The sequence below is a fragment of the Actinoplanes sp. HUAS TT8 genome (assembly GCF_051380535.1).
Lineage (GTDB): Bacteria > Actinomycetota > Actinomycetes > Mycobacteriales > Micromonosporaceae > Actinoplanes.
On record NZ_CP195646.1, the window covers coordinates 2559976 to 2573262 of the forward strand.

Consider the following 13287-nt stretch of genomic DNA (forward strand, 5'->3'; position numbering starts at 1 on the left):
TGGTTCAGGAAGCGGACGCCGTGGTGAGCGCCGCGCCGCGTGAGTTCAGGACTGTCAGTAGCCGGGACTGCTCGGCCGCGGTCAGGTCGGCCGTGGGGATGCTGGTCATCCAGCGTTTGCCGCTGGCGAGCCGACCGTGCGAGAGCAGGATCTGGCCGCGCGCCCGGTGCACCGCTTTGATCTCCGGCCAGGCCAGCGTCCGTGTCGAGAAGCCGTGGGTGGTGTGCACACCCACGGCGTCGATCCGGTAGCCGACCGGCCGGCCGATTTTGTCGGCGTCTCGCTTCACGACCTGTTGAGGCACGGTGATCAGGAGGAACAGGGGAGCGACGAGGCCGGCGACGGCGGTGGAGAACGCCCCGCTGCCCGGGTCGCCGAACCGGTACAGCAGCGCGGCTGCGGCCAGCAGGACGCCTCCGGCGGCGGCGACGATCGGCAGCAGGGCGCGCCGCAGCAGCGCCTTCATCAGCTTCGGGTCCATCCGGGACTGAAAGGTCAGGTCCCCCGTGTCTTCCATGCCCGCATCATAGAGATGATCTTGGTGGTCTCCTCTGCTGGCTCACCCCTTGACGGCGCCGGTGAGGCCGCCGACGATGCGGCGTTCGAAGAGGCTGAAGAAGACCAGCGCCGGGATCATCGACAGTGACGTGAAGGCGAGGACCTTGGCCGTGTCGACCGAGTACACCGAGGCGAACGCCTGCACGCCCAGGGGCAGGGTGAACGTGTCCGGGTCGTTGAGGATGAACAGCGGGAGCAGGTAACTGTTCCAGCTGCCGATGAACGCGAGGATCCCGGTGGTGATCAGGCCGGGCACCGACAGCGGCAGCACGATCCGCCAGAAGAAGCCGAGGCGGCTGCACCGGTCGATGGCCGCGGCCTCCTCGATCTCCTTGGGGATGGCCCGCAGGAACGGCACCAGAATGATGATCGTGGTGGGTAGTCCGAAGGCGATCTGCGGGAGGATGACCCCGGGCAGGGTGTTCACGATCCCCAGGTTCTTCACCAGGATGTACAGGGGGGTGATGGCCACGGTGGCCGGGAACATCAGTCCGGCGGCGAACAGCGCGTACATCGCCCCGCGGCCCCGGAAGCGGTATCGGGCCAGCACGTAGCTGGCCATCACACCGAGCAGGACGACCCCGATGGTCGTTGCGACCGCCACGATCGTGGAGTTGCCGACCTGCCGCCAGAAGGTGCTGCTGGTCAGCACGTCGGTGTAGTTGGCGGCGACCCACGGGTGGGGCAGCCCGGCCGGGTCGACGGTGATCTGCGAGTTGGTCCGGAACCCGCCGATGATGATGTAGATGACCGGTCCGAGCATGAGACCGACCAGCAGCAGGGCACCGAGGTAGACGATCGGGTTGCCCCAGCTGCTGTCCGGCTTCGGCCGGGGCCGGGGCCGGGACTGGGCGATGACGGCCATGGGCTAGCGACCTCCGGTGAGCGCGCCCTCGGTGTCGCGGCGCAGAACGAAACGCTGATACAGCAGCGCGATGACCATGGAGATGATGAAGAGGACGACCGCCACGGCGTTGCCGTAGCCGTAGTTGCCGGCATTACGGCCCTCGTTGACCATGTACGTGACCATCGTCGAGGTGCCCGCGGTCGACGAGACGTACTGGCCCCAGATGATGTAGACCAGGTCGAACAGCTGCAGCGCGCCGATGATCGACAGGAACGCCCAGATCCGGATGGTCGGTCCGAGCAGCGGCAGGATGATCCGCCGCTGGGTCTGCCAGTAGGACGCGCCGTCGACCGCGGCGGCCTCGGACAGCTCCTCCGGGATGTTCTGCATGCCGGCCAGGAACAGGATCACCGCGAACCCGACGTACTTCCAGGTCAGAATCAACATCAGGGTCCAGATGGCCAGTTTTGGATTCGCGAGCCAGTCCTCGCTCAACCAACCAAGACCGATCGATTTCAGTACGCCGTTGACCGCCCCGTTGGTCTGTAGCAACAGCGCCCAGGCGGTTCCGACGATGACCTCGGCGATCACGTACGGGACGAAGATCAGCACCCGGATCACCGACCGGCCCCGCATCCGGCGGTTGAGCAGCAGCGCGAGACCGATCGCGATCGGGCCCTGGAAGACCAGCGAGAGCACGACGATCAGTCCGTTGTGCCACAGCGCGTCGCGGAAGGCCTGGTCCTGCAGGATGGTGACGTAGTTGTCGAGCCCGACGAAGTTGGTCGGCGGCCCGTAGCCCTTCCACTTGTAGAAGCCGTAGTACGCGGCCAGCAGGACCGGGAAGATCACGAAGGCGAGGAACATCAGGATCGCCGGGCCGGCCAGCAGCGCGATCTCCGCGCGCTGGGCCCATCCGATGCCGCGCCGGCGCGGACCTGGTCGGCGACCATGGAGGCCACGCTCAGCCCTTCTTGGCCGCGTCGTTGACGGCCTTGATGATCCCGGCGACGTCGCCCTTGCCCGCGAGAAGGTTCACGACGCCGACGTTCAGCGCGTTACCGACGTTCTGCCCGTACACGGTGTCCAGCCACTGCGACACGTACGGCGCCTTGTTGTAGGCGTCGAGGACCGCCTTGAGGTAGTCCTCGGTGATGACGCCCTGGGCCTGCTTGTTGACCGGCAGGGAGTTGAAGGCCTTGTAGTACGCCTCCTGGACGTCCTTGGTGACGATGTAGTTGAGGAAGTCGACGCACTCCTTCGGGGCCTTGGCCGAGCAGGAGTAGCCGTCGGCGCCGCCCATGATCGCGGCCGGGTCGCCCTGGCCGCCGGGGACGGCCGGGAACGGGAAGTAGCCGAGGTCGGGCAGCGGCTTGGAGTCCTTGGTCAGCGACGCGATCACACCCGGGTCCCAGGCGCCCATCAGTTCCATGCTGGCCTTGTGGTTGGCGACCAGGCCGGCCGAGCTGCCCGCGCCCTGCTGCGCCGAGGTGGTCAGGAAGCCCTCGTTGAACGGCTTGGTGTCGGCAAACGCCTTGAGGTCCTCACCGGCCTTGGTCCAGCACGCGTCGTCGAAGGTCTTGCTCTTGGCGGTGGCCTCCAGGGTGGCCTGGCTGCAGGCGCGCAGCGCGAAGAAGTAGTACCAGTGGGCGGCCGGCCAGGCGTCCTTGCCGCCGAGCGCGATCGGCGTGCCACCGGCCTTGAGCTTGGTCACCGCGGCGTTGAACTCCTCCAGCGTGGCCGGCGGGGTCGTGACGCCGGCCTTCTGGAACAGGTCCTTGCTGTACCAGAGGCCGCCGGGAAGGATCGAGACCGGAACCGCGTACGCCTTGCCGTCGATCTGCGCGGTCTTGAGCGCGGCGTCGCCGACGGCCTGCTTGGTCTCGGCACTGATCCCGTCGGTGACGTCCTTGAGCTGGCCGGCCTCGACCATGGCGGCCAGCTTGCCGCCGCCGCGCTGCAGGAAGATGTCCGGCGCGGAACCGGAGTTCAGCGCGGTCTGCAGTTTGCCGTCCAGGTCCTCGTTCTGGATCGACTGGACCTTGATGGTCACGTTCGGGTGGGCGGTGTGGAAGTCGGCAGCCGTCTTGTCCCAGAACGCCTTGCCCGGGCCGGTCGTCGAGTTCTGCCACAGCTGCATCGTGACGTTGCCGCCCGAGTCGGTGCCGTTGTCGTCGCCGCCCCCGCAGGCGGCCATGCCGACGGCGCTCAGCGCCAGCACGGTGGCCACGGCGAGAGTCCTCTTCAGTGCCATAAAAAGCCGACCTTTCGGGTTCGAAAGTTTCGGAATGTTTCCGGAAGATGGCGCTCAAACTATGAAGCAGGTCATAGGGATGTCAAGCTATTGCTCAGGAGGAAACGCATAGCTTGATGTAACTGATGCATTACGAGAAGTGATCGACATGGCGCGTCAGGCGCTCATGCAGTAGGAAGATCACTCAGGAGGCGAGTGAGACTCGTCTCTCGCTCTCGTGGCGATGCCGCGCGGACTTCCTTTGCAAGTTACGAGATTTTTGCCGAAACTATCGGGGGACCTCGACGTGACAACAGCCGGCCTCAGCCATCGCATCGGGGAAGTAGTGGTCACCGTGCTCGACGGCGACGGACGCCCGCTGAGTCACCGCGAGATCGTCGTCGAGCAGCGGACCCACGCGTTCGCGTTCGGCAACATCGGCTTCGACCTCGTCGACCTGGCCAACCAGGACCCCGACCCGCTGCCCAGCGCGTACGCCGCCCGCGACCGGGCCGTGCGACTGGCCGGCCAATGGTTCGAGGTCTTCAACACCGCGACGCTGCCGTTCTACTGGAGCGACTTCGAACCCGAACCCGGCCGGCCCGCCACCGAACGGCTGCATCGGGCCGCGACCTGGTTCGCCGACCGGGGCTGCCGGGTCAAAGGCCATCCGCTGGTCTGGCACACCCTGGCCCCGGACTGGCTGCGCCCGAACCCGATCGACGAGATCGAGGCGACCGTCCGCGCGCGGATCCGGCGCGAGGTCACCGGCTTCCGGGACGTCATCCACGCCTGGGACGCCATCAACGAGGCGGTGATCATGCCGGTGTTCAGCAACGAGCCGAGCCCCAACGCGATCACCCGGCTGGCCGGGGAACGCGGCCCGGTCGCCATGGTGCGCCTCGCGTTCGAGGAAGCGCGCCGGGCCGACCCCACGGCAACACTGGTGCTCAACGACTTCGACATGTCCACGGCGTACGAAAAATTGATTGAAGATGTTCTTGAAGCCGGTGTCGAGATCGACGCCATCGGCCTGCAGAGCCACATGCACCAGGGCTATTGGGGCGAGGAACGCACCCGGGAGACGCTCGATCGGTTCGCCCGATTCGGGCTGCCGATCCACATGACCGAGACGACCCTGCTCTCCGGTGACCTGATGCCGGCCGAGATCGAAGACCTCAACGACTACCAGGTCCCGTCGTGGCCGACCACGCCGGAGGGCGAACAGCGGCAGGCCGACGAGATCGTGCGGCACTACCGGACGCTGCTCGCGCACCCGTCGGTGCAGGCCATCACCTACTGGGGCATCACCGACGAGGGTGCGTGGCTCGGCGCGCCGTGCGGACTCGTGCGGGCCGACGGCACCCCCAAACCGGCCTATCAGGCGCTGCGTGACCTGGTGAAAGGGGAATGGTGGCGGGCGCCCGCGAGCCTGCGGACCGACGAGGCCGGGCGGGTCGCGATCCAAGGCTGGCTCGGCGACTACCGGCTGCACGCCGCCGGCGACACGGCGACCCTGACCATCGCCGAGCCCGGCCCCGCGCAGGCGAGCGTGCGTCTGGGCTGAGGCGATGACGCCGGAGAAAGGGGCCGTTCCGTCGTCTCCAAAGCCGGACCGGCGGTTTCCTAAGTGAGGACAACAAGATCGAAGGCGGCTGCTGCTGCCAGGATAGAGGCTGCCCGGACGGTCCGGACCGCGGGTGAGCTGCTGGAGCGGCTGCGGTCGTGTTTCGTCCGGGCGCAGACCTGGCAAGACGCCGGCCGGTACGTATCGGCGCTGGTCAGCGAGATCCCGAAGCGCAACGGATGGACGATCGCTCAGCAGGCCGGGGACCGCACCCCGGATCGCACTCAGCGGTTGCTGAACCGGGCGGTGTGGGACGGTACGGCGGCGATGAGTCAGGTGCGCCGGTTCGACCGTGCTGGTCATGACCGCCCTGGCCATCTGCGCGATCGTCGCCGCCCACCTCAAAACCCGCACCGGCACCCAAGCCACGCCACCGGACACACCCGATCAGCGGCCACCGGCCGAGCCCGGCATGATCCCGCTGACCATCCCCGAAACCGCACACCTGCTCGCCACGACCTGGCACCAGCCCAAACCCGCCGACCACGACACCCACTGGCGCAACTGGCGCCGCCGCCACCAAGCCCGAGCACGCTGGTTTCACCAACGCACCCGACTCAACCGACAGTATCGTCCCGGCCGGGCTCCGTAGCGGCCGTAGGTACGGATCGGCATCAAGTCAGCGCTAACCATCAAAGATATGTGCTGCCGCGCCGCTTCGCGGCTTGCCACCGAATGGGGCGGGCGCGGTGGTGCCGAGGGTTGCCGGACGCCGGCACTGGCGGTCAGTGCTGCGGTGCGGGCGGTGCGCGAGCAGCGCGCAACCAAGATCGAAGAGTCCGAAATCAGTCCGCACGAGGGCCGTAAACGTAGCGGAACGCGGTCAGATCATGGCAAGCGTTTTCACAGCTCGGCTGGCGTTTGTGCCAGTAGATCGACTGCGGCTTTCGATCTCATAATCCCTCGGTTGGGCCGCGTCGCCACAACAGGCGCCAGTCATGTGAACGGGCCCGACTGGTCTCGGGCTAACCCTCCGGCTGCTTTGCCGCGCGTCCGAATCGTGTCGGGACTCGAAGCGGAGTTACTGCGGATCGGGGGTGCCGTTCTCCCAGACGCACGGGGACGTGCTGCCGAGCGAGATGTCAACGTGGTCGCTGCGGTCCCAGCTGTCGACGCTGATGCGGTAGCCGTCCGAGGTCTGCACGGTGAAGCGCGGCTCGGCTCCGTTGCGGTCATCGGTGTGCGTGGTGTAGCCCTTCTGCTGCCAGAACGTGACGAGCGTGGGGATGACGTTCTTCTGATCCCAGCTGCCAGCCGCAGGCGGGACGATGAAGTAGCGCTTCTCAGCGAAGATGCGCCCTGCGGGGCCACCGTCGGTGGGATCGTCACAGGGTGCGGCGTCGACGTTCTCGTTGATCTTCAGCGTGGCGCCGGCCGGTAGCTGAGTGAAGGACTCCTGGATGAGTTCCTCCACGCGCTGGACGGCCTGGTCCTTGGTCGCGGTCGGCTGCAATTCCTTGCCCTTTCCCTCGCAGGCGGTCATCGTCAGCGTCACGGCCATGGCTGCGAGTGCACAGCCGAGTCGTCGCCTTGCCATATCAGGGCTCCTTGTCACAGCTTGCCGGTGACGATGTACGAGATGTTCTTGCGGGCGATGTTGTTCTGCTCCCAGTAGGCGGAGTGAGTCGCGCCCTCATTGTCCGGATTCCCGGGGTCACTGGCGAACACGCGAGCACCGAAGTCCAGGTCGCTCGGATCGTTGCCGTGCGCAATGTCCAGGTCGGGAACCATCCGGATCATGTCGTACTGGGCCCGGGTCGCGTACACCTTGCCGGCGTCGATACCACTCAGGTCGGAGGCGTGGTTGACGTCGACGCCGGGGGAGCCGACGAAGACCACGGCATCGGCGGCGAAGTCTTTTGCCATGGTTGCATGACCGATGACAGTCGAGCCGTAGCTGTGGCCGAGCACCGTGTTGCGGGACGGGTCGGCGCCGTCGTGAGTGGCTCGTAGCCCGTCCTGGAAACGGTCGAGCGTGGGGCCGCCGTCTTCGGCGTAGTGCGAGGCGGCTGCGTTCGGGATCGCGTCGGGGGCGTCGTAGTCGAACCAGTAGATCGAGGCTGTGGTGGCTTTGGGATCCGCGGCGGCGGCGTCGCTGGCCATGATGTCGGCGCGCTGTATTCCGCCCCGGACCTTGGAGAGATCCTCGCCGGTCCCGGGGACGTAGGTGAGGACGTTATCGGCGGTATCCGGGTCACCGACGGAGACGATCGCCCGGCCGTCATCGGCGCTGGACAGGCCGATGAGGTACGCCTGCGGAAGTTCGGAGTTCGCCAGCCGGGCAGCGATGGCGTCCAGCCCCCTGACCTTTCCCGCGACCTGGGTGCGTTCGTCACCGAGCTGTTGCAGCTCGGCCAGCGCTGCGCCCAGAGGGTTGCCTGCGGTGGGATATGCCTCGTAGATGCGGTGCTGGTCCAGCAAGGTGTTCAGATATCTGGTCCGGTCATCGATGTCGGTGAGGCGTTGCTTCAGGTTGCCGGAGTCGCGCGCCAGGATCGACCGGTTCGCCACGTCACGGTCGCTGACCGGAATGCCGTCCATCCGGCCCACCAGGTCGGGGAACTCCAAGATCGCTTGTTCCTGCTGCTGTGGGGTCAGCGACTCCCACCACGCCTGGACCTCGACCGGTGATCGTCCCGCCTGCGCTTCGAGGTCTGCTCGGGAGATTCCCGCCAGCTCTGAGGTTCCGAAGCCGGACGCAGGCGAGGGCGTGTTGACCTGGATCGCGTTCGCGGTCGAGTCGTCGAGCGCGCGTGCCCGCTCGACCACGGCACGCAGGTCGTTGAGCAGCGTGCCGGTCTCCTGCGCGGTGTGCGCCAAGTTACCGGCCGAGTAGGCCGAAGCGGGAGCGGTAATGGTCATTGCCTCGGTATCGACTGTGTAACCAGCCTGGCGGGCCGATCCCATGATCTGTTCCGCCTGCTGTTGCAGCGCTTGCATGCCGTAGGCGTGCTGTTCCAGGGCGTCGTGGATTCGTTTCGCGGGGTTGTAGGTGTTGCTGACCTCGGCGCGCAGATCGCTGGCTGTCTCCGCGGCGGCAGCCGACCCGGCGCCGCTCGGCCATGCGTATGGGAAGTCCCGGACTCCCCTGATCAACTGTTCGGCGGCGTCGTCGATACGTTGAGCGAGCCAGTGCCATTGATCCGCCGCGGTATGCCACGGCCTGATTTCCGTGGCGAGAAGCGCCCGTAGGGTCATCTCGCTCATCGGGGGACCTGCGAAAGCTGTTCCGCGGACGCCTGGTCTTCCGATTGATAGTCCCGGGCAGCATTGGTCAGCCCGGTGCCGAAGGTGGCTACGTCCCCGGCCAGCCGCCGCAGATCGTCGAGCCAGGCCTTCGCCGCGACCTGGGTGGCCTTGGCCGCCGTAGAGCCGAATTGAATGGGTACGGCGAGCCGGGATTCCGCTGCTGTTGTGGCGTTGCGCAGTGCCGTCGCCACGGCACCGGCCTTCACCCCGATGCCGCGCAGGGCATCGACGTCCACTGTGAGCGAAGCGGTCTGCACCAGCGTCTCCCTCCCCCGAACGAACTCCGCACTCGATAGGAGTTACACCACCATGGATGCCCTGGTTCACGGGACGGCCGAGGTAGAGGTTCATTCACGGACGTTGACCATCCGGGGGCTTCGACGAGGTGCCCACCGGCAAGATCCAGCTGGTGTGCAGAGGAGATGCAACGGGTTTGCTGAGCAGGCCGCGCGCTACGCATGTTTGCTGAGGTTAAACGCCCGCTGTGTCCCTCGACCAGGGCGGTTGCGTAGTCGGTTGAGGGCCGCTTGAGCTGGGGTCTTAGGCGGGATTCGACGGGATGCCGGGGTCCATGTAGGACGGGTGCGGCCTGCTGGTGATCATGAGTTTGCGAAGACCATGAGCCAGAACAGGGCGATTCTCGCCCGATCCGGAAGGCGGAGCCTTCTGTGCCTACAGCGACCGCGCCGTACTCGAAGACCTGACCGCTCGACTGCGCAAAGTCGGAACCGAAGAGAGCAGACTGCGGCAACTCGTTGATCTGGCCGCCGCCACCGGGTTCGAGTTCGACGACTGACTTCCTCTCCACATTTCTTGTGCCGGAACAGACTTCGAGCGCCGGGGGTCAGCCGGTTTCAGCACCACCGGTCGTCGGGTCAGGTTTGTGTCGCTGAGTTTCAGCGCCACTCGTGCGGACCGCTCCGCAGTTGTCGAGGCGAGCGCCTTGCTGATGCGCGAGGAGCGGGAGAAGCCGGAACCGCTGCGGCTTTCGGGACCCGCGGCGCGGTGACGGGGTGGTGACGGGGGAGTTGGGAGGCTGGGCGGCGGAGGTGAGCGATGAGCCCGGCCTTCTCGGCCGCCGTCAAGCGGCCCGCCGCCCAGGCGCCGGAGCGTGCGGAGAAGCCGGCCGCGAACCGGGCCGCCCCTTGGCCCGCGTGGATCCAGCGTTGCGGGATCGGCTCGTCGTGCGGCTGCTCGCCGCAGGCCAAGGAGGCCGGCCTGGAGCAGGATCTTCAGCGCCTGCACGTGCAACGTCATGCGGTCGCCGTCGGACCCCTTCATGATCCGTACGAGCGGCAGGCCGCCGACGTGGCGTCGTCGCTGGGTGGCGGCCCGCCGCCTCCGATCCGGCGTCTGCCTGCGGCCGCTGTCGAGCCGGTCGGGGATCCCGCGCTGCACCAGCTGATCTCGTCGCCGTCGGCCGGGCGGCCGGTGGCCGGGCACGTGCGTTCCGCGGTCGAGCCCCGGTTGGGGACGGATCTTTCCCACGTACGGGTGCACTCCGACGCCGCGAGTCACAGCGCGGCCCGGTCGATCGGGGCCAAGGCGTTCACTCACGGGCACGACATTTTTCTCGGGGCCGGGCAGAGTGATCTCGACGTGCCGCTGATGGCGCACGAGCTGACCCATACCGTTCAGCAGACGCCGGGGGCCGTGCAACGCCTGCCTGATCTCGGCGACGCCGCCGAGATGGTGGCGGATGCGGGGGAGGCCGTCTACGAGGGGGCGAAGGCGGGCGCCGAGGCGGCGTATCGGGGTGCCGAGAGCGCGGCCGGCTGGGTCGCGGATCAGGCCGGGGACGCGTGGGACGCCGTCACCGGTGTGGTCACCGTGACCGACGAGGGCCTGGTGATCACCCCGCCGGACTTCTGCATCGGCGAGTTCACGGCCGATGTCGCGCTGCCGACCAGCTCGGACTCCTGGATGGTGACGGTGGCCGCGTTGCCGCTGGGCACGGTCGCGCTCACCGGCAACGTGGGGATCAAGGCCACCCTCGTACCGAAGCTTGCCCTGCAGTTGGGTCCTTTCTGTCTGCGCGGGGTTCGCATCGTGGTGGATCCGCTGGGCACGTCGAGGGTGAGCGGGACGCTGACCGCGGTCGCCGGGGGCGCGTTGAGCGCGGAGCTGCGGGCCGGCCTGCGCGGGGATCTCGAACTCAAGGGTGTCGTGATGCTCGGCGAGATCCCGGTGCCGATCAAGCTGCCGGTTCTCGGGCTGGAGGGTGGCGCGGCCGGTCTGGTGCGCGGTCTCGTCGGTGGGCGCCTCACCGCCGGTGGCACCCTGGCCGGCGGGTGGCGCGGCATGAAGCTGGACCAGCATGAGCAGCTCGAACTCGGGGTCGGCGCCGATGCGTTTCTCGGCGCCTACGGGCAGCTGGACCTCCGCGGTGAGAACCTGTGCCGGCTCTACTGGATGCCGCAGGCCTGGCACGGCGAGATCGGCACGAGGTTCGGCCTGGACGTCGGCGTGGACGTCGGACTGTTCCGCAAGCCGCGTTTCACCTGGCAGGTGCACCCGCCGGAGCGCCTGGACGTGCCGCTCGAACAGATCGGTCTGCGGCTCGGCCGGGAGGGGTTCAGGCAGGACTGCCGGATCCTCGATCGGCTCTGCGGCCTCATGAAGGACTTCGACCTTTTCCCGTACGACAACGGGGGCCGATGGAGCTGGACCGGCCCCTACGGCCCGGGTGACCGGCTGGCCGGCCCGCTGGAGGTCTACGAGCGCTACCCGAAGCGGGCCAGCCGGGCCGGCTGCCGCGGGGCCTGCGGGCGCAGCTGCGACGCGTGCACCCCGCCGCGGGTCCGCCGGATCACCGACCCGGCGACCGGCGAGGTGTGGGAGTACACCGGTTTCACGATCGGCAACACCGCGGACGGCTGCCGCCAGCACGACGCCGCGTTCGACTGGGCGGCCCAGGAGCACGGCGAGAAGGACAGCCCGTGGGCCCCGATCATGCCGTGGCACATGGCCGCCAACGTGGAATGTCTCTGCCACCACCTGGCCGGCGACTGCATGTCCTGGGCGGTGGGCGGTCCGCCGCACGACGGCACGATCCGGTTCGCCGACAGTGTCCGGCTGGTGCCGCGCGGCGACGACCTCGGCGGCCTGTCCGAGGAGGAGCTGCTGGAACGCTGCGCGAAGGGCGATCTTCCGCCGGACGTGTGCGGGCCCCTCGAGGACGACATGATCAGCCGTTTCGGGAACCGGCGGCGCGATCTCGGCCTCGACCCGGACCGGGACCCGAAGAGTCTGCGCCGGCCCGACGACGCCCCGATCTTCGAGGCGTTCCGGCTGGTCTACAACCGGCTCGACAGTTGGGGCATCGTGATCGGTACCCAGCACCCGGACCTGGTGCCGGAGTTCGCCCGGTTCGGCCTGGAGACCCGCCGCGTGGTCTGGCTCAATCGGCTCAAGGCGAGCGGGAAGACCTACAAGGAGGAGGTCCGGGACCTGCGCGAGGGCGACACCGGTCAGGCCGGCGAACAGTACCGGCGGGTCGTGCTCGGCGAGATCGCGGCCGAGATCGACCGGCTGAACCGGGAGATCGCCCGGTGGTACGCCACCGCGACCGGCTCGCCGGAGACCGTCGACGAGATCGTCGAGCGGGTCCACCGGACCGGCACCGAGCTGTGGCGGGCCGCCTGGCGGTCGGCGATCCTGCAGGTCAACCGGATCCTGGCCCGGCTCTGGCCGCCGGCCCGGACCCAGCTGCTGCTCTGGGTGGGCCGGCAGCGCCACGCGCTCCCGGGCGTCGATCTGGGCGGGACGGTCGGGCAGCTGGACTACATCGGCAGCCTGGCCACCGGCTTCAAGGGCCCGCCGAAGCAGCACATCCGGTTCAACCCGCAGAAGTTCGACGTGGACGCCAACCTGGACGCGCCGCCGCTGGCCAAGTGGGCCCGGCACGACAATCCGGCGCTGGTCCCGGACCGCGGCCGGATCTTCGGCCACCTGACCGCCATCGAGCCGCTGCACGATTTCACCCGGGCCACCGACGAGGAGTTCAAGAACCGGGTCGAGGGGTACGACGAGACCGACCCGTTCGACGTCGCCCTGGTCAACGTGCCCGAACTGCCCGAGCAGACCCGCGAGCGGGTGGCCACCGAGCGGATGCTCACCCTGCGCGACACCCTGGACGCCGACGTCTACCGCAAGCTGCTGGACGAGGTCGACGCCGGCGGCTATCTCGACCCGGCCGGCGCGGTCCGCGGCGACCTGTCCGAGGACCGGTTCGCCGCGCTCACCGCGATTCTCGATCGGTACACGCCGTCGGGCGCCGGGATCCTGGCCCAGGACGAGACGACTCACCCGACGGGCCCGATCGGCGGCATCCCGGCCGGTGAGCGCACCGAACTCCGGAAGAAGGGTGTGGACCGGATGAGCGACGTCGCCGAGAACGAGGCCGCGGACATCCTGGCCAGTCAGGGCTACGCGGTGGAGCAGAATCCCTCGAAAGAGGCCGCGGAGAAGGCCGGGGAAGCGGCCGGCGACGATCTGAACCTCGTGAAACGTCCGGATTACCTGGTCGGCGGCCGGGTCTTCGACTGCTATTCGCCGAACTCCGTCGACAAGGATCCCGGCGACATCCGCAGTATGGTCAAGGCAAAGGTCAAGGCGCGCCAGGCTCGGCGGATAGTCGTCAACCTCAAGTATTGGGGCGGCTATCCCGAGGTGTTGCGGGGAACCTTCGAGCGGCAACGGGTCGACGGTCTCAAGGAGCTCCTGGTCATCACCGCCGACCGGAAGATCCTTCGATTCCTCCCGGTGCCCTGA

The 13287-nt window shown here is 67.9% G+C and carries 9 protein-coding genes and 1 pseudogene; 3 read left to right on the top strand and 7 right to left on the bottom strand.

Annotated features, from left to right (window positions below; genetic code table 11):
- Positions 1–4: 4 nt before the first annotated feature.
- From ACSHV8_RS11275 to ACSHV8_RS11290, 4 genes are all read right to left on the bottom strand, one after another.
- Complete coding sequence (locus ACSHV8_RS11275; RefSeq protein ID WP_436532079.1) at positions 5–517, bottom strand: hypothetical protein; 513 nt, start codon at positions 515–517, stop codon at positions 5–7.
- Between the two features lie 42 nt (positions 518–559).
- A complete protein-coding gene (locus ACSHV8_RS11280; protein WP_436532081.1) occupies positions 560–1423 on the bottom strand; it encodes a carbohydrate ABC transporter permease in 864 nt (287 codons plus the stop codon).
- A gap of 3 nt (positions 1424–1426) precedes the next feature.
- On the bottom strand, positions 1427–2272 hold the full coding sequence (locus ACSHV8_RS11285; protein ID WP_436532082.1) for a carbohydrate ABC transporter permease: 846 nt from the start codon (positions 2270–2272) through the stop codon (positions 1427–1429).
- A 97-nt stretch (positions 2273–2369) separates the two neighbouring features.
- Positions 2370–3659, bottom strand: coding sequence for an ABC transporter substrate-binding protein (locus ACSHV8_RS11290; RefSeq protein ID WP_436532084.1), 1290 nt, complete (start codon positions 3657–3659; stop codon positions 2370–2372).
- 286 nt (positions 3660–3945) lie between these two features.
- On the opposite strand from ACSHV8_RS11290, the gene ACSHV8_RS11295 reads away from it, so the two are divergent.
- Both ACSHV8_RS11295 and ACSHV8_RS11300 read left to right on the top strand, forming a co-directional pair.
- Complete coding sequence (locus ACSHV8_RS11295) at positions 3946–5205, top strand: endo-1,4-beta-xylanase (RefSeq protein ID WP_436532086.1); 1260 nt, start codon at positions 3946–3948, stop codon at positions 5203–5205.
- Positions 5206–5268: 63 nt separating this feature from the next.
- Positions 5269–5857, top strand: a pseudogene (locus ACSHV8_RS11300) (hypothetical protein).
- Positions 5858–6286: 429 nt separating this feature from the next.
- On the opposite strand, the gene ACSHV8_RS11305 reads toward ACSHV8_RS11300, so the two are convergent.
- Genes ACSHV8_RS11305 through ACSHV8_RS11315 form a run of 3 tightly spaced genes read right to left on the bottom strand, consistent with a single transcriptional unit; the run spans position 6287 to position 8771 of the window.
- Positions 6287–6766, bottom strand: coding sequence for a hypothetical protein (locus ACSHV8_RS11305; protein ID WP_436532088.1), 480 nt, complete (start codon positions 6764–6766; stop codon positions 6287–6289).
- 50 nt (positions 6767–6816) lie between these two features.
- On the bottom strand, positions 6817–8463 hold the full coding sequence (locus ACSHV8_RS11310; protein ID WP_436536741.1) for an alpha/beta hydrolase: 1647 nt from the start codon (positions 8461–8463) through the stop codon (positions 6817–6819).
- 5 nt (positions 8464–8468) lie between these two features.
- Positions 8469–8771, bottom strand: coding sequence for a hypothetical protein (locus ACSHV8_RS11315; protein ID WP_436532090.1), 303 nt, complete (start codon positions 8769–8771; stop codon positions 8469–8471).
- Positions 8772–9570: 799 nt separating this feature from the next.
- Here ACSHV8_RS11315 and ACSHV8_RS11320 point away from each other — a divergent pair.
- The gene (locus ACSHV8_RS11320; protein ID WP_436532092.1) at positions 9571–13287 is read left to right on the top strand and encodes an eCIS core domain-containing protein; all 3717 of its coding nucleotides are present in this window, start codon (positions 9571–9573) and stop codon (positions 13285–13287) included.

Excerpts from the sequence above, each read along its gene's own strand:
- ACSHV8_RS11310 (WP_436536741.1), bottom strand. The coding sequence starts at position 8,463 with ATGACCCTACGGGCGCTTCTCGCCACGGAAATCAGGCCGTGGCATACC.
- ACSHV8_RS11305 (WP_436532088.1), bottom strand. The coding sequence starts at position 6,766 with ATGGCCGTGACGCTGACGATGACCGCCTGCGAGGGAAAGGGCAAGGAA.
- ACSHV8_RS11290 (WP_436532084.1), bottom strand. The coding sequence starts at position 3,659 with ATGGCACTGAAGAGGACTCTCGCCGTGGCCACCGTGCTGGCGCTGAGC.
- ACSHV8_RS11320 (WP_436532092.1), top strand. The coding sequence starts at position 9,571 with ATGAGCCCGGCCTTCTCGGCCGCCGTCAAGCGGCCCGCCGCCCAGGCG.
- ACSHV8_RS11280 (WP_436532081.1), bottom strand. The coding sequence starts at position 1,423 with ATGGCCGTCATCGCCCAGTCCCGGCCCCGGCCCCGGCCGAAGCCGGAC.
- ACSHV8_RS11285 (WP_436532082.1), bottom strand. The coding sequence starts at position 2,272 with ATGTTCCTCGCCTTCGTGATCTTCCCGGTCCTGCTGGCCGCGTACTAC.
- ACSHV8_RS11275 (WP_436532079.1), bottom strand. The coding sequence starts at position 517 with ATGGAAGACACGGGGGACCTGACCTTTCAGTCCCGGATGGACCCGAAG.